The sequence below is a fragment of the Actinomadura fibrosa genome (genome assembly GCF_900659615.1).
Taxonomy (GTDB): domain Bacteria; phylum Actinomycetota; class Actinomycetes; order Streptosporangiales; family Streptosporangiaceae; genus Spirillospora; species Spirillospora fibrosa.
The window spans coordinates 1-15,998 of the sequence record NZ_CAACUY010000207.1; the positions used below are offsets into that span (position 1 = coordinate 1).

Annotated in this window: 17 protein-coding genes; 5 read left to right on the forward strand and 12 right to left on the reverse strand. The window is 72.6% G+C overall.

All coding sequences use genetic code 11. The annotated features are described in order from the left end of the window. The 8 genes from E1300_RS38455 to ligD (E1300_RS38490) all read right to left on the reverse strand — a co-directional run. The coding region (locus E1300_RS38455) for a DEAD/DEAH box helicase (protein ID WP_242619661.1) at positions 1-1,288 on the reverse strand (1,288 nt) is incomplete at its 3' end. A 667-nt stretch (positions 1,289-1,955) separates the two neighbouring features. After that, positions 1,956-2,243: a GlsB/YeaQ/YmgE family stress response membrane protein gene (locus E1300_RS38460; protein WP_131762053.1), complete on the reverse strand. Its 288-nt coding sequence runs from the start codon at positions 2,241-2,243 to the stop codon at positions 1,956-1,958. Between the two features lie 174 nt (positions 2,244-2,417). Further along, complete coding sequence (locus E1300_RS38465; RefSeq protein ID WP_131762054.1) at positions 2,418-2,651, reverse strand: DUF3107 domain-containing protein; 234 nt, start codon at positions 2,649-2,651, stop codon at positions 2,418-2,420. A gap of 126 nt (positions 2,652-2,777) precedes the next feature. Further along, positions 2,778-3,398, reverse strand: a complete 621-nt coding sequence (locus E1300_RS38470; RefSeq protein WP_131762055.1) for a TetR/AcrR family transcriptional regulator — start codon at positions 3,396-3,398, stop codon at positions 2,778-2,780. Positions 3,399-3,652: 254 nt separating this feature from the next. Beyond that, positions 3,653-3,853 (reverse strand): Rv3202a family protein, encoded by a 201-nt coding sequence (locus E1300_RS38475; RefSeq protein WP_131762056.1) that lies wholly within the window; start codon positions 3,851-3,853, stop codon positions 3,653-3,655. Positions 3,854-3,893: 40 nt separating this feature from the next. Beyond that, positions 3,894-5,219 carry a dihydrolipoyl dehydrogenase family protein gene (locus E1300_RS38480; protein ID WP_242619662.1) on the reverse strand — a complete coding sequence of 442 codons (1,326 nt, stop codon included), beginning with the start codon at positions 5,217-5,219 and terminating at the stop codon, positions 3,894-3,896. 155 nt (positions 5,220-5,374) lie between these two features. Further along, positions 5,375-6,277, reverse strand: coding sequence for a non-homologous end-joining DNA ligase (ligD, locus tag E1300_RS38485; RefSeq protein ID WP_131762057.1), 903 nt, complete (start codon positions 6,275-6,277; stop codon positions 5,375-5,377). Beyond that, positions 6,267-7,241: a non-homologous end-joining DNA ligase gene (gene ligD, locus E1300_RS38490; RefSeq protein ID WP_131762058.1), complete on the reverse strand. Its 975-nt coding sequence runs from the start codon at positions 7,239-7,241 to the stop codon at positions 6,267-6,269. The genes ligD (E1300_RS38485) and ligD (E1300_RS38490) overlap by 11 nt, the downstream gene beginning before the upstream one ends. Before the next feature lie 113 nt (positions 7,242-7,354). Here ligD (E1300_RS38490) and ku point away from each other — a divergent pair, with 113 nt between their 5' ends. Beyond that, complete coding sequence (gene ku / locus E1300_RS38495) at positions 7,355-8,281, forward strand: non-homologous end joining protein Ku (RefSeq protein ID WP_131762059.1); 927 nt, start codon at positions 7,355-7,357, stop codon at positions 8,279-8,281. Here the strand turns inward: ku and E1300_RS38500 are convergent. From E1300_RS38500 to E1300_RS38510, 3 genes are all read right to left on the reverse strand, one after another. Continuing rightward, positions 8,278-9,066 (reverse strand): SGNH/GDSL hydrolase family protein, encoded by a 789-nt coding sequence (locus E1300_RS38500; protein ID WP_131762060.1) that lies wholly within the window; start codon positions 9,064-9,066, stop codon positions 8,278-8,280. The genes ku and E1300_RS38500 overlap by 4 nt on opposite strands. Before the next feature lie 102 nt (positions 9,067-9,168). Next, complete coding sequence (locus E1300_RS38505) at positions 9,169-9,468, reverse strand: hypothetical protein (protein WP_131762061.1); 300 nt, start codon at positions 9,466-9,468, stop codon at positions 9,169-9,171. Between the two features lie 257 nt (positions 9,469-9,725). Beyond that, positions 9,726-11,918 (reverse strand): MMPL family transporter, encoded by a 2,193-nt coding sequence (locus E1300_RS38510; RefSeq protein WP_131762062.1) that lies wholly within the window; start codon positions 11,916-11,918, stop codon positions 9,726-9,728. 204 nt (positions 11,919-12,122) lie between these two features. Between E1300_RS38510 and E1300_RS38515 the strand changes: the two genes are divergently transcribed. After that, positions 12,123-12,833 carry a TetR/AcrR family transcriptional regulator gene (locus E1300_RS38515; protein WP_131762063.1) on the forward strand — a complete coding sequence of 237 codons (711 nt, stop codon included), beginning with the start codon at positions 12,123-12,125 and terminating at the stop codon, positions 12,831-12,833. 58 nt (positions 12,834-12,891) lie between these two features. On the opposite strand, the gene moeZ is transcribed toward E1300_RS38515, so the two are convergent. Next, a complete protein-coding gene (gene moeZ / locus E1300_RS38520; protein ID WP_131762064.1) occupies positions 12,892-14,073 on the reverse strand; it encodes an adenylyltransferase/sulfurtransferase MoeZ in 1,182 nt (393 codons plus the stop codon). 218 nt (positions 14,074-14,291) lie between these two features. Between moeZ and E1300_RS38525 the strand changes: the two genes are divergently transcribed. The 3 genes from E1300_RS38525 to E1300_RS38535 all read left to right on the forward strand — a co-directional run bounded on the left by E1300_RS38525 (position 14,292) and on the right by E1300_RS38535 (position 15,910). After that, positions 14,292-14,483: a hypothetical protein gene (locus E1300_RS38525; RefSeq protein ID WP_131762065.1), complete on the forward strand. Its 192-nt coding sequence runs from the start codon at positions 14,292-14,294 to the stop codon at positions 14,481-14,483. 82 nt (positions 14,484-14,565) lie between these two features. Next, positions 14,566-14,754: a CsbD family protein gene (locus E1300_RS38530; RefSeq protein ID WP_131762066.1), complete on the forward strand. Its 189-nt coding sequence runs from the start codon at positions 14,566-14,568 to the stop codon at positions 14,752-14,754. Positions 14,755-15,172: 418 nt separating this feature from the next. Then, positions 15,173-15,910, forward strand: coding sequence for a hypothetical protein (locus E1300_RS38535; protein WP_131762067.1), 738 nt, complete (start codon positions 15,173-15,175; stop codon positions 15,908-15,910). Positions 15,911-15,998: the final 88 nt, after the last annotated feature.

Genomic DNA, 15,998 nt, shown 5'->3' on the forward strand with positions numbered 1-15,998 from the left:
CGCCCTCGACGGGCTGCCCGGCGCGGGTGCGGGTCCGCGCGCGCTTGCGGCGGCGCGGCCGCGGCCGCTCCCGCTCGGTGTCGCGCTCGCGGGTGTGAGTGCGGGTCTTGCCGGTCTCGCCGATGTCCTCGAGCTCTTCGGCGTCCAGCCCGGCGCGCTCGCCCCGCTGCTCCTTCGGCAGCTTGCCCTTCGTGCCCGCGGGGATCCCGAGGGCCTCGAAGAAGTGCGGCGAGGTGGAGTAGGTCTCCTCCGGCGCCGCGAAGGGCAGGTCGAGCGTGCTGTTGATCAGCTTCCAGCGGGTGAGGTCGGCCCAGTCGATGAGCGTGACGGCGACGCCCTCCTTGCCCGCCCGGCCGGTCCGGCCGATCCGGTGCACGTAGGTGTCGGCGCTGTCGGGGCACTCGAAGTTGACCACGTGGGTGACGTCGTCGACGTCGAGCCCGCGGGCCGCCACGTCCGTGGCGACGAGCACATCGATCTTGCCGTTGCGGAACGCGCGCAGCGCCCGCTCCCGCTGGCTCTGCCCGAGGTCGCCGTGCACGGCGGCGGCGTCGAAGCCGCGCTGCGCGAGGTCGGCGGCGACGCGGTCGCAGGCCCGCTTGGTCTGGCAGAAGACCATCGTCAGGCCGCGGCCCTCCGCCTGGAGCAGGCGGGCCACCATCTCGGGCTTGTCCATCTGGTGGGCCTGGAACACGTGCTGGACGACCTGCGGCGTCGCCTCGGACTCCGCGTGCGACTCGGCCCGCACGTTGGTCGGACGGGTGAGGTAGCGGCGCGACAGCGAGACGATCTCGCCCGGCATCGTCGCCGAGAAGAGCATGGTCTGCCGCTGCGCCGGGATCCGGTCGATGATCCGCTCGATGTCGGGTAGGAACCCGAGGTCGAGCATCCGGTCGGCCTCGTCCAGCACCAGCACGCCGACCTGCGACAGGTCCAGGTGCTTCTGCTTGACGAGGTCGAGCAGGCGGCCCGGGGTGCCGACGACGACGTCGACGCCCTCCTTGAGCGCGCTGATCTGCGGCTCGTAGGCGCGCCCGCCGTAGACCGACAGGACGCGGGTGCCGAGCTTGCCGCCGGCGACCAGGAGGTCGTCGGTGACCTGGAGGGCCAGCTCGCGGGTCGGCGCGACGACGAGCGCCTGCGGCTTGCGGCCGCCGTGCTCGATGCGCTGGAGCAGCGCGGCGCCGAACGCGAGCGTCTTGCCGGTGCCCGTGCGGGCCTGGCCGATGATGTCGTGCCCGCCCAGCGCGATCGGCAGGGCGAGCTCCTGGATGGGGAACGCTTCCACGATGCCCTCGGCTTCGAGGGCGTCTGCTATCTCGGGGACGACCCCGAGTTCACGAAAGGTAGTCAGGGCTTTCAGCCTCCAATGTGCGGGGTCCTCGCTCCCGGGTGCGGCGCGGCCCGATGCCCGTCCCGGCGGGATGCCGGGGGACGCGGACGTCGCGTCCGGTCCAGGACACAGTGGGCTCCGGCCGGGCGGCGCCGCTCGGACGCGCCCGCCGATCGCTTCCTGTGGCCGCGCGCTCGCGCGGGAGGGACCAGCCGTCAATCAATTCTTCGGCGACCGCAGTCAGGGGTTGAGAGCAGTCACTCGCTGTGGCTGCGTGCGGTCACACTCCGCCACGCAGTGTACCGACCGTCAAGTGCGTACACCAATAGCCGATCACTGGACTCAACGTATCCGCGATCCTGTCTATTCCATGCCCCGCCCGCCAGGGCCTATCCCGCCTCCGGCGAAACCTCCGGAGGACCCGGGAGCACCCGGTGGAAGCGGGGTCACAACGGCCACTTCCGGACATCGTCCGGGCGGCCACGGCGAAGGCCCCCGCCGGACGGCGGGGGCCTTCACCGGTGGGCCGCCGGCCTCAGGCGGGGGACTCGGGGCCGGCGGCCGCGCTCAGTGGACCGGGTTCAGCGGTCCGTGACCGTCACCGCGGTTCGGGCGGCGGCGGTCAGTAGGAGCGCCGGCGGCCGCCCCAGCCGTAGCGCCGGCCGCCTCCGCGGGAGTGCATCGAGGTCAGGGCCATCACGCCGACGGCGGCGAGCAGGACCGCGAAGAGCAGTGCGACGAGCGTCCCGGCGCCGAGGGCGTTGGCGATCACACCGCCGAGGATCGCCCCGGCGATGCCGACCAGGATCGTCATCGCGATCCCGATCGGGTTGCGGCCCGGGACGATGAGGCGCGCCAGGGCGCCGATGACGGCACCGACGACGATGAACCAGAGAATCGTCGTGATCATGTCGATCATCCATTCCGTTTCCGTGGGCCGCGTGGCCCGTGGTCGGGAATCGATATGCCCGCCATACCCGGATCAAACAAAGCGCAGGTCAGGAGGTTTTCAAGCTTGCCCAAGGCCTGCTCGGAGCTGGTCCGGCACTCGTCCGGGGCCTGTTCGGAACCCCGTGCCGGGGTCTCAGGTGTACTGGGTGCCGAAGCCCACGCTGCGCTGCTCGTCCTCCGAGATCTCCAGGTAGCCCACCCGGTCGGCCGGGATGACGATCCGCCCGGAGCGGCGGTCCTTGAGCACGAAGACGCCGCGCTCGTCGGCCAGCGCCTCGGCCAGCGCCTGCTGGACCTCGTCGGCCGACTGCGCGGTGTCCACCACGAGTTCCTTGGGCACAGACTGGACGCCGATGCGAACCTGCACGTGATGCTCCCGTCGTCGAACGCGTCCGCCGGCCACCGGCGGCCCCGCCTCCGATGGTGGCACGGAGATCGGCGGTTCCGCCGCCGTGCCACTTCGCCGCGAGTGAACGCCCGGCGGGGACTGAACTCAGCCGGTGCGGGGGAAGCCGGAGATCCCGCGCCACGCGAGCCGGGCGATGATCTTCTCGGCGGTGTCCTTGGGGATGGCGCGGTGCTGGGACAGCCAGTAGCGGGCGCTGACCTCGGCCATGCCGACGAGGCCCATGCCGAGCAGGTGCGCCTCGTCGTTCGGGGCGTTGGTGTCCTCGGCGATCACCTGGGCGATCATCTCCGCGCACTGCTGGTTGGCCCGGTCGACGCGGGCGCGGACGGGCGCCACGTTGCGCAGGTCGGACTCGAAGACGAGCCGGTACGCCTCGCCGTCGCCCGCCACGAAGTCGTAGAACGCCTGCATGCTCGCCTGCACGCGCAGCTTGTTGTCCGTCGTGGACTCCAGGGCGTCGCGGACGGTCTTCACGAGCGCCTCGGCGTGCTCGTCCAGCAGGGCCAGGTAGAGCTCCAGCTTGCCCGGGAAGTGCTGGTACAGGACGGGCTTGCTGACGCCCGCGCGCTCGGCGATCTCGTCCATCGCCGCGGCGTGGTAGCCCTGCGCGACGAACACCTCCTGGGCCGCGCCGAGCAGTTGCCTGCGGCGCGCCAGGCGCGGCAGTCTCGTGCCACGGGGGCGGGCGTCCGGGGTCGCGGTCACCACACTCTCCGATCACCGAATCAATGCGACGGAAGAGGGTGTCCGTCGCGGGGAAACAATCCCATCATCCTACGCGCGAGTAACCTCGCGGGTCACTAACAAAGCCCGCCGACGTTCCTTCACGCAGGTCAGTGTATTTCCGAGAGCGACTCCCCGGGCACCTCCGCCACCCGGCCCCGGCCCGCCCGGCGGGGGAGTGTGGCCGCCGGGCGAGACGGCCGGTCAGGGGACCGGCCGCGGGGCCAGGGGACCGGTCAGCGGGGCTCCTCGTCGTCGTCCAGCTTGATCTCGCGGTGCTGGTCCGCGACGTCGAACTCGTCGGCGTCGAACGGCACCTGGTCGGGCCAGGCGGCCCGCTCGTCGTCGTCGCCCTCGACCGGGGTCCGCTGCTCGGCGGCGTCCGCCTCGGGGGCCTCGACCGGTACGGGCTGCTCAAGGTCGTCGGTCTCACTCATTGCGCCTCCTCGAAGGACTCGTCACGGGGTCGGGGACTCGTCACAGGCTTCCGGCCAGTTCCCGCAGCGGCGCCTCGATGGACTCGCCGTAGGTGGGGAACGCGTGGACGACGTCGGTGAGCAGGCTCAGCGGCGTCTCCGCGCGGATGGCCAGTGCGATCTCGCTCATCCACTCCTCAGCGTAGAGCCCGGCCGCGGCCGCGCCGATCAGCAGGCCGCGGGCGCGGTCGGCGTACAGCTCGACGCGGCCCCGGTCGTCGGCCTCGACGGCGGCCCGCGTCGTCGCCGCGAGGTCGTACCCGGCCGTGAGCAGGTCTATTCCGAGTTCCGCGGCCTGCCTCGGGGAGATCCCGACCGAGTACACGGTGGGCGTGGTGTAGACCACACGGGGGATCGCCCGGTAGTCGGCCTCGCGCCGCCGGCCGAGGAGGTTCGAGAGCACCACGCGCGCCTGGTAGCGGGCGGCGTGGGCGGTGCGGGCGACGCCGGTGACGTCGCCGGCGGCCCAGATCCCGCCCGTCGAGGACGGGACGGCGCAGGTCTCGTCGACCGGCACGCCGTGCCCGGGGGAGACGGCGACGCCGAGCGCCTCCAGGCCGAGGCCCTCGACGCGGGGACGGCGCCCGGCCGCGACGAGGATGCGGTCGGTGTCGAGGGCGCCGCCGTCCGACAGCCACAGCCGGAGCCCGTAGTCCTTGCGCTCGACGTGCCCGAGGCCGGATCCGAGCCGCAGGTCGACGCCCATGCGGCGGAGCGCGTCGGCGAGCGCCTCCCCGGCGAACGCGGCCTCGGCGGTCAGCAGCCCCCCGGACGCCTCGACGACGGCGACCTGCGAGCCGAACGCCGCGTAGACCTGCGCCATCTCGCAGCCGACCGGGCCGCCGCCGAGCACGACGAGGCGGCGCGGCAGGTCCGGGACGGACAGGGCCTCGTCGCTCGTCCAGTACGGGACGTCGGCGAGCCCCTCCACGGCCGGGACGGCGGGCTCGCTCCCGGTGCAGACGACGAGGTCGTCGAAGCCGAGCCCGGTGCCGTCCACGTCGAGCCGGCCGGGTTCGAGGACCCGGCCGCGGCCGCGCAGGACGGTGACGCCGTCCTCGGCGAGGCGGGCGACGGCGCGGTCGTCCTCGCGCCGCCGGGCCAGCTCGTCGCGCCGCGCGACGGCGAGCTCCCAGGTCTCGCCGCGCCGCGCCGACGACAGCAGCGACTTGGACGGGACGCAGGCGTGGTACGGCGACTCGCCGCCGACCAGGCGGTTCTCCACGAGCGCGACGTCGCGGCCCGCGCGGGCGAGCCCGGACGCGACCAGAGTCCCCGCGGTCCCCCCGCCCAGCACCACGGCGCCGTAGTGATGGTTCTTCGGCAACTGCTCATCCTTCCGCACCGAACGATGTCCCCGTGCCCCTCATGGTGGCGGATCCGCTGCCGGAGCGTGCCCGTTCGGACACATAGGGCATCCGATAAGCGAAGAACGTGGGGAGATGTCCGGGGTGGGGGGTGGGGCAGGGGAGGGTCCGGGCATCAGGGGAGGGCCGGGCGCTCCGAGGCGAGCAGCGGTTCGAGGAGGTCGCCGTGCTTGTCGATCCTCGCCAGGACCTCGTCGGGCGTGAACGCCAGCCCGGCGGCGCCGTCGCAGGACTCCAGCTCGTCCCAGGTGACGGGCGTGGACACCGAGGGGCTGTCCGCGGCGCGCAGGGAGTACGCCGCGACGGTGGTCTTCGCCGGGTTGTTCTGGCTCCAGTCCACGAACACCTTGCCGGTGCGGAGCTTCTTCTCCATCTTCGCGACGACCAGGTCGGGGTGCTCCTTGGCGAGCCGCTGCGCGATGCCCTTCGCGTACTCGGACGTCCGGGATGACTCCTTGATCGGCACGTAGAGGTGCAGGCCCTTCTTGCCGCTGGTCTTGGGGTAGGACTCCAGCCCGTCCTCGGCGAGCAGCGCGCGCAGCAGGTGCGCCACCTCGCAGGCCTCGACGACGGTCGCGGGGGCGCCGGGGTCGAGGTCGAACACGACGAGGTCGGGCTCGTGCACCTTGCCGCGCGGGCCGACCTTCCACTGCGGGACGTGCAGCTCCAGCGCCGCCAGGTTCGCGCACCACACCAGCGTCGGCAGGTCGTCGACGACGACGAAGTCGAGCGTGTCGCGCCCCTTCGAGCTCCCCGGCGTGGGGACGGTCACGGTGCGGACCCAGTCCGGGGTGTGGGACGGCGCGTTCTTCTCGTAGAACTTGCCGCCGTCCACGCCGTCCGGGAAGCGGATCCGGGTCGCCGGGCGGTCCGCGACGTGCGGCAGCATCACCGGCGCCACCCGGGCGTAGTAGTCGATGACCTCGCCCTTGGTGAACTCCGGGTAGAGGCTCTTGTCGAGGTTGGACAGCGTCAGATGCTGCCCGTCCACGTCGACGCCCACCTTCTCACTGCTCACTGGTCACCTCCAGGGGGTCCTTGTCGTCCCGCAGCCCGCGCCAGGAGGGGAACCGGAGGCGGCCCTCCCGGGTGCGCGCGCTGTACGCGACCTCCCCGACGAGGCGGGGCTCAACCCACTGGGCGTCACGGGCGAACTCGCGCGGGACGGGCTCGTCGTAGGGGCTCGTGGAGCGCCGCAGCGGCCACAGCGTCCGGTACAGCTCGTCGAGCGCCCGGTCGGTGAAGCCGGTGCCGACGTGCCCGACGAAGTACAGCTGGCCCTTCGCGTCGTACTCGCCGAGCAGCAGCGACCCCACGCCGCCCTCGCGGCGCCCCTTCCCGGGCTTCCAGCCGCAGACGACGACCTCGCGCGTCATGAAGTTCTTCACCTTGCGCCAGAACTCGACCCGGCGGCCCGGCCGGTACGGGGAGTCGAGGCGCTTGGCGAGCACCCCTTCGAGGCGCTGCTCCTGGGTGAAGTCGAGCAGCTCCTTGACCTGGGCGGTGTCGCCGCCGTCCAGGTACGGGGGCACCTCGACCGGCCCGGTGCCGGCGAGGTCCAGCTCGGCGAGGAGGGAGCGGCGCTCGGAGTAGGGGGCGTCGTAGAGGGGCCGCCCGTTCAGGTAGAGCAGGTCGAACACGACGTACCGGACGGGCACCTCGCGGATCAGCCGGGGGTCGGGGTGGGCGACGTGCATCCGGCGCTGGAGGCGCTCGAAGCTCGGCCGCCCCTGCTCGAAGGCGACGACCTCGCCGTCCAGGAGGACGTCGTGGTGGGGGAGGAGGTCGGCGAGGCCGGACAGCTCCGGGTAGCGGCCCGCGACGTCCCCGCCGCGGCGCCCGGCGGCGCGGACGCCGTCCGCGGAGACGTGCGCGAGGGCGCGGACGCCGTCCCATTTGAGCTCCAGCCCCCAGCGTTCGCCGTCGTCGGGGAGGTCCCCGGTGACGGCCATCATCGGCTCGACCGGCCACGGCATGGTCATACCGCCGTCTTACCCGCTGCCCGCGCCGAGGAAAAGGATCAAGGGCTCGTTGTGGCGCAAATCGAACGGGGTTGCGAGGCTAAGGGGAGGAACGTGCGGGGTAAGGACAGATCATGCGCAGTATCTGGAAGGGCGCGATCTCCTTCGGGCTGGTGACCATACCGGTGAAGCTGTATTCGGCGACCGAGCAGCGGGACGTCGCCTTCCACCAGGTGCACCGCGAGGACGGGGGCCGCATCAAGTACAAGCGGGTGTGCACGGTCGACGGCGAGGAGGTGCCGTACTCCGACATCGCCAAGGGGTTCGAGCTGCCGTCCGGCGACATGGTCGTGCTCACCGACGAGGACTTCGCCGACCTGCCGCTGTCGACGAGCCGCCGCATCGACGTGCTCCAGTTCGTCGGCGAGGAGGAGGTCGACCCGATCTACTTCGCGAAGTCCTACTACCTGGAGCCCGACGGGCAGGGCGCCAAGCCGTACGTGCTGCTGCGGGACGCCCTGGAGGGCTCGGGGCGGGTCGCGGTCGTGAAGGTGGCGCTGCGGCAGCGCGAGTCGCTGGCGACGCTGCGCGTCCGCGACGGCGTGTTCGTCCTGGAGACCATGCTGTGGCCGGACGAGGTCCGCGCGCCCGACTTCCCGTTCCTGGAGGAGGACATCGAGGTCCGCAAGCAGGAGCTCTCGATGGCGACCTCGCTGATCGAGTCGATGGAGGGCGACTTCGACCCCTCCGAGTACAAGGACGCCTACCGCGAGGCGCTCCAGCAGGTGATCGACGCCAAGATCGAGGGCAAGGAGATCACCAGGCCGGAGGAGGAGGCCGGGGAGGAGCCCGCCGCCGACCTGCTGAGCGCGCTGCGCGCGAGCGTGGAGGCGGCGAAGAAGAGCCGCGGCGGCAAGGGCGGCGGCGCGGGGAAGCCCGCCGCGAAGAAGCCGGCCGCGCGCAAGTCGTCGGCGCGGTCGACATCAGCGCGCAAGTCGTCCTCCGGGTCCTCGGCGGCGAAGAAGGAGCCCGCGAAGAGCCGCGGCCGCAAGTCCGCCTAGAGGAGCGGGCTCCGGGACGCGTCCTCGCCGAGGGGTGCCAGGACGGGGCGCTTGGCGGTGACCAGGTCGCCGGACGAGCGGCCCCGCAGCCGGCGGCCGATCCACGGCGCCAGGTACGCGCGGGCCCAGCGGGTGTCGGACAGCAGCCGCGCGCCGCGGCTCAGCTCGGGCAGCGGCTCCAGCGGCGGCTCGCGCCAGTCGCCCACGTCCGGCACGCCGAGCGCCTCCAGCATGGCGAGCGCCACGCGGCGGTGGCCCTCGGGCGACATGTGCAGCCGGTCCTCGGCCCAGGCGCGCCAGTCGCGCAGGACGTCCATGGACCACTGGTCGACGACGAACGCGCCGCGGCGGGCGGCGATCGCGCGGAGCTGCTCGTTGAAGACGGCGACGCGCCCGCGGGTCCGCCGGATCACCGGCGAGCCGGCCGGGTCGACGCCGGTGAACAGGACCACGTCGGCGCCGGTGCCGCGCAGCGCCGCGACGGCGGCGTCCATGCGCGCGGCGAGCTCGTCCACGTCCGTGCCGGGCCGGAGGAGGTCGTTGCCGCCGCCCGACACCGACACGAGGTCGGGCCTCAGCTCCAGCGCGGCGGGGAGCTGCTCGTCGATGATCCGGCCGAGGAGGCGGCCGCGGACCGCGAGGTTGGCGTAGCCGAACCCGGCGGCGCGGGCCGCGAGGGCCTCCGCCGCCCGGTCGGCCCAGCCGCGCCATCCGCCGCCGGGGGCCGGGTCCCCGACCCCTTCGGTGAAGGAGTCGCCGATCGCCACATATCGCGTCCAGAGCATGCGCACATGCTATGTGAGCTGCGGGATCGTCCCGAACCGCGGCGATAGGGGCCCGCGGCGCCGTACGCAGGGCGTCGTGCAGCGGGCGTCGTGCAGCGGGCGTCAGTCGCGGCGGACCGCGAGGACGCGGCCGAGCGCGGACGCGGCGCCGGACGGGTCGTCGCAGGACGCGATCCGCTCGCCCCAGCCGTAGAAGTAGGACCAGGTGCGGTCGGCGTGGTTCTGGACGGCGATGACGTTCTCGTTGAACGCGCGGATCTCCGGGTTGGCGACGAGCGCGGACGGGCACCGGTCGTCCGGTGCGGCGACCTCGACCGTCCAGCCGCGCGAGCGCAGCACGTCGGTCAGGCGTTCCAGGTGCCCGAGCGCCGTCTCGGCCTCGGTGATCACCAGCGTGGACATGGTGCCTCCAGGGAAAGGGAAAGCGTCCCGTGTTCGCATTGAGATGGGTGTACCGGGCGGGGTCCGTCGCGGTGCGCGTCACACGACAGGACGGCCGGTGAATGACGTTCAGTCTCGCGCCGCGCCGGATCGAGCACAAGCGCTTTGCCGTAGTTGCCCGGTAAATGGCTGCGGGGCGGAGCCTCCGCTCCGCCCCGCGCCCCCGATGTGGTGGTGTTTTCCGCGCCCCCGTCCCTGTGCCGGTGGCTGTCCCGTGGCTAGGCGACGGGTTCGAGGCGGGACGCCGGCGGGGCGGGCTCGTCGCCCTCGCGGATCCCGAAGCGGCCGTAGAGGCGGCGCAGCGGGCCGGGGGCCCACCAGTTGGCGCGGCCCAGCAGCCGCATCGTCGCGGGCACCAGCAGCGCACGGACGAGCGTGGCGTCCATGAGGATCGCGATGGCCATGCCGACGCCGGTCATCTTGATGAACGTGACGCCGGAGGTGGCGAACGCGCCGATCACCACGATGAACAGCAGCGCGGCGCTGGTGATGATCGCGCCGGTGCGCTGCACGCCGGCCGCGACCGCGGCGGTGTTGGAGCCGGTCAGGTCGTACTGCTCGCGGACCCGCGAGAGCAGGAACACCTCGTAGTCCATCGAGATCCCGAACAGCATCGCCAGCATGAGGACCGGCATCGCCGGGGCGATCGAGCCCGTCGCGGTGAAGTCCAGCAGCCCGGACAGGTGGCCGTCCTGGAAGATCAGGACGACCGCGCCGAACGTCGCCGACAGCGACAGCAGGTTCATCACGATCGCCTTGAGCGGCAGCAGGATCGACCCGAACGCGAGGAACAGCAGGGCGAAGGTCGCGCCGCCGACCAGCAGCGCGAGCCACGGCAGCGTCGCGCCGACGCTGGCGAGCTGGTCGGAGACCTCCGCGGTCGCCCCGCCGACCTGGACGCGCGCGCCGGGCGGCGCCGGGACGTCCCGGACGCGATCGACGAGGGCGCGGGCGGCGCCGGAGTTGGGATCGGCGTCGTACCGCAGGGCGATGCGGGTCGTCGTGCCGCTGGAGCCGGTGACGGCGGCGTCGGTCGCGCCGGGCAGGGCGGTCAGCCGGTCCTGGTAGGCCTGGAGCGCGGCCCGGTCGGCGGTGCCGGTCACGACGGCCTCGATCGGGGCGGTGGCGTTGCGCGGGAACCGCGTCTCCATCTGCTCCGAGACGACCCGCGCGTCGGTCCCGTCGGGCAGCACCTTGGCGTCCACGCCGCCCCAGTTGATGCGGGCGAACGGGGAGCCGAGCGCGACGAGCAGCGCGACGGTCGCGACGACGTAGACGACGGGGCGGCGCATGACGCTGTGCGCGAGCCGCCCCCACCAGCCGTCCGCCCGGCCCGGCGCGGAGGCCGCCGTGGCGGACGAGCGGCGGCGGCGCCGGACGGAGAGGGCGTTCACCCGGGTGCCGAGCAGGCTCAGCAGGGCGGGCAGGACGGTCAGCGCGCCGACCATGCAGACGAACACGGTCGCGATCCCGCCGTAGCCCATGGAGCGCAGGAAGTTCTGCTCGAACAGCAGCAGCCCGGACAGCGACACCGCGACCGTGACCCCGGAGACGGCGACGGTGCGGCCCGCGGTCGCCATCGTCGCGGCGAGGGCGTCCTCGACGGTGGTGCGGCCCGGGTCCCGGCCGAGCTCCTCGCGGAACCGGCTCACGACGAACAGGCCGTAGTCGATCGCGAGGCCGAGCCCGAGGAACGTGGTGATGTTCACCGCGAAGATCGACACGTCGGTGACGTAGCTGAGCAGGTGGAGGGCGGTGAAGGAGCCGAGGATGGCGAAGCCGCCGATCGCGAGCGGCAGGCTCGCCGCGACCAGGCCGCCGAAGATCAGCACCAGCAGGACGAGCAGGACCGGCATGGCCATGCCCTCGGCCCGGCCGATGTCGGAGGAGACGCGCTCGTTGATGGCGGTGCCGGTGCCGACCGTCCCGCCGAGCTTGGCGGTGAGCCCGCCGCCGACGTCGGTCAGCTCGTCCCGGATGTCCTTGAAGCCGTCCTCGCGCCCGGCCTCGTCCGGGCCCGCGAGCCGCAGGACGGCGTAGGTCGCGGTGCGGTCGTCGCTGACGAACTGCCGCGCGCCGGTCGTCCAGTAGGTGGAGGTGGAGGCGACCTTCCCGGGCGGCAGCGCGGACAGCGACCGCTCGACCGCCGCCCGGTAGGACGGGTCGTCGACCGTCATGCCCGGGCGCGCCTGGTAGAGGACCACCACGTCGGCGTCGTCGCGGCCGAGGGCGCGCTCGGCCGTCCTCGCCGCGTGCGCGCTCTCGCTGCTCGGTGTCTCGAAGCCGCCGGAGGAGCTCAGCGCGCCGAAGACGCCCGTGCCCCAGACGGCGGCGAAGACGAGCGCGGCACCCGCCACCGCGAGGACCCACCCGCGCCGCCGGTGCACCCAGCGGCCCCATCGATCGAACATCGTCGTCTCCTCTGTTACAACCGGTAACCGACGTGAACGGCGTTTACTGCGAACAGTGTTAACATTGCATATGCCGTTCACTTTCGTCAACGGTGTTTTTGGGGAATCATGCGGAGGCGGCCGGACGCGGCCGCGGGCGGCGGGTGCGCCGGGCGCCGGGCACGGCGCCGACCGGCGGCGCACCGAACGGGAAGAGGCGGCGCAGTGAGCACACGGCGTGACCGGATGCGCGAGGCGACGGTCAGGGAGATCTCCGAGACCGCGCGGCGGATCCTCGTCGCGGAGGGCGCGGAGGCGGTGACGCTCCGGGCGATCGCCCGGGAGATGGGCATGACCGCCCCGGCGCTCTACCGCTACTACGACAGCCACGGCGAGCTGCTGAGACACCTGGTCGGCGACCTCTTCAACGAGCTGACCGACGAGCTCCACGCCGCCATGAAGGCCGTCGACCCGCCGGACATGGGACGCAAGGTCATGGCCGTGTGCCGGCAGTTCCGCCGGTGGTCGCTCGCGCACCCCCGCGAGTACGCACTGCTCTTCGGCGCCCCGGTGCGCGGGGTCGAGAACCGGGAGGCCGACTTCGCCGAGGAGTGCGCGCAGAAGTTCGGCTGGACGTTCATGGCGCTGTTCCTGGAGCTGTGGCAGAAGAAGCCGTTCCCCGTGCCGCCCGACGAGTCGATCGACCCCGTCCTGCTGGAGCAGCTGCGCCGCTACCGCGACGGCGTCCTCGGCGTGACCCTGCCGCTCGGCGTCATCCAGCAGTACCTCAAGTGCTGGGTCCGGCTCCAGGGCGGCGTCAGCCTGGAGGTCTTCGGGCACCTGGAGTTCGCCCTGGACGACGCCGCGCCGATGTTCGAGCTGATGCTGTCCGAGATCGCCCCCGAGCTCGGCCTCACCTACACCCCGCCGGACTGAGCCCCGGACATGCGAAAGCCCCCGGATCCGCGGGGATCCGGGGGCCTTCGGGAGCCGGTCAGTAGGACGGCAGGCTCGGGTCGATCTGGTTCACCCAGGCCAGGACGCCGCCGCCGACGTGCACCGCGTCGCCGAACCCGGCGTTCTTCACCACGGCCAGCGCCTCGGCCGACCGCACGCCCGACTTGCAGTGCAGGACGATCTTCTTGTCGTGCGGCAGCCGCTCCAGCGCCGACCCGTTCAGGAACTCGCCCTTCGGGATCAGCGTCGCGCCCGGGATCGAGACGATCTCGTACTCGTTGGGCTCGCGGACGTCCACGAGGAAGATGTCGTCGCCGCGGTCCTGCATCTCCTTGAGGTCGCGCGCGGAGATCGTGGAGTCCTGCGCGGCCTCGGCGGCCTCCTCGGAGACCGCGCCGCAGAACGCCTCGTAGTCCTCCAGGAGCTCGGTCTGCGTCGGGTTCTTGCCGCACAGCGGGCACTCGGGGTCCTTGCGGACCTTGACCGACCGGTAGTTCATCTCCAGCGCGTCGTAGATCATCAGGCGTCCGACCAGCGGCTCGCCGATGCCGGTCAGCAGCTTGATCGCCTCGTTCACCTGGATGGAGCCGATCGACGCGCACAGCACGCCGAGCACCCCGCCCTCGGCGCAGGACGGCACCATGCCGGGCGGCGGCGGCTCGGGGTAGAGGCAGCGGTAGCAGGGGCCGTGCTCGGCCCAGAACACCGACGCCTGCCCGTCGAACCGGTAGATCGACCCCCACACGTACGGCTTGCCGAGCAGCACGGCCGCGTCGTTGACCATGTAGCGCGTCGCGAAGTTGTCGGTGCCGTCGACGATCAGGTCGTACTGCCCGAAGATGTCCATGATGTTGTCGCGGTCGAGCGCGGTGTTGTGCACCACGACGTCGATCAGCGGGTTGATCTCGCGCACCGTCGCGGCGGCCGACTCCGCCTTCGGCTGCCCCAGCGAGGACTGCCGGTGGATGACCTGCCGCTGGAGGTTCGACTCGTCCACGACGTCGAAGTCGATGATGCCGAGCGTCCCCACCCCGGCGGCGGCGAGGTACATGAGCGCCGGGGAGCCGAGGCCCCCGGCGCCGACGCAGAGGACCCGGGCGTTCTTGAGGCGCTTCTGCCCGGACATCCCCACGTCCGGGATGATCAGGTGCCGCGAGTAGCGGTTGACCTCGTCGCGGGTGAGCTCCGCTGCGGGCTCGACCAGAGGTGGCAACGACACGGTGACTGCTCCTGTGCTGACGCTCGGCGGATCTGGGGGACCTCTTCGTCCACTCGGCACAACCTTGCCATGTCCGGAGGCATTCCCGGACGCCGGTGCCCCGGGAAAAGCGCATGTCAGGCCGCGTCGTGGAATGAATCCCCGCATCGTGGGCATCGGACCGTCGCACAGGCGCCGGCGACCGAACCGGCCCGAGGCGATGAGGAGTGAACGGGACCATGGGGCTCTTCGAGCGTTTCTCGCGCTCACGGACGGGCCGGCGCACCGCGGAGACCCGGCGCGCGCCGAGCTTCCGCGAGATGCGCGCCCGGCTGCGCACGGAGAAGGCGGAGGCGAAGCTCCTGGAGACCGAGGTGCGCATCCACGAGGAGGCCGCCCGGATCCGCCGCGACATCCGCACGACCGCATAGGTCACGACCGCATAGATCGGGACGGAACGGGCATCGGTGCGCCCTGACGGGCACGCTCGGAACTGAGGAGGAAGGCGAAGCGATGAGCATCCTCGACAAGCTGAAGAACAAGGCGCAGAAGGCCAAGGGCCGCGGCAAGGAGGAGGCGGGCTACCGCTCCGGCGACCCGCGCCTGGAGGCCGAGGGCCGCAGGGACCAGGCCGCCGGCGGCGCCAAGCAGGTCGGCGAGCACGCCAAGGACGCCGCCAAGGAAATCAAGAAGAACTTCTGACGTAGGCGGTCGTACCCGCGCCGCCACGGCATGACAGTGAGGGCTCCTCTTCGGAGGGGCCTTTGCTGTTGGTTGAGGGGGGTTCCTCCGGAGTTCGGCGAGACGTCCTTGCTTCAACGGAAGGGCGGAATGTCGTGAAGCAGAGTTAATCTTGGCTGTTGTGGCATTCCTGCCCCCCTCCCAGCAGCCGTCGTTCCGGCCCGGTCCCTCGGGCCCGCCAGGCGGCCCGCAGCCAGGCCCCTCCGCGAGTTCCCCGGCCGGCGCGCCTCCCGGCGGTCCGCCGGACGGCGCGCCGGGGCGGTTCGGCGGGCCTCCCAGTCGTATCGGCGGTCCGTCCGGCTTTCCGTACGGCGGCGGCCCCGGCGGGGGCGCTTACGGGACGGGTCCCGGGCCGGGGGCCGCGCCGCCTCGTCCGACCGTGCTCGGGCTCCGGGCCCGGCAGTGGATGGTCGTGGCGATCGTGCTCGGCTGCACCTATCTCGCGACCAGCGCGATCGCCCTCACCGGCGCCTGGGCCACGCTCCACCGCGACCCGACGAACGCCGAGCTCCAGCGCGCCGCGAATGCCGAGGTCGCGCGGCGCTGGGAGGCGTGGCCGGCCGAGCGGGTCTTCCCCGGCCGGCTCAGCTACGGCCCGCCGGACGGCGACGCCGAGTACGCCACGAGGGCGGGCATCGTCCCCGACACCGGCTGCGAGCAGGGCGTCGACCCCGAGCTCATGACGACCCTGCGCAAGCACGGGTGCAAGGCCGTCCTCCGCGCCACCTACGTCGACCAGCTCGAAGGTATCGTGACCACCGTCGGCGTGGTCGTCTTCGCCGACCCGTGGGCGGCCGACCGCGCGTTCAAGGAGCTCCCCGGCGCGCAGGGCCCCGACGGCGGCGGCGCCAAGCCCGCCCTGCGCGCGGCGGCGTTCCCCGGGACGGCGTCCGCGCGGTTCGACGACGCGGCCCGGCAGGACCGCACCTCCGACCGCGGCGGCCCCTACGTGGTGCTGACCACGTCCGGCCAGTCCGACGGGCGCCCGGCCAAGGCGATCAAGAAGCGGCGCCCCGGCGAGCCGTTCGCGGCGGCGCCGCAGATCGCCGCCGCGATCGCCAGGACGCTGTCGCTGCGGTCGCTGCCCGACTGCGAGAAGAGCGAGTGGCGATGCTGACGCGGGGACGGACGGCGGCGCGCGGCGGAACGCGTCCCGCGGCGCTCGGGCGCGGGGCGGCGGCGGTCCTCGCGGCCGCCAACGTCCT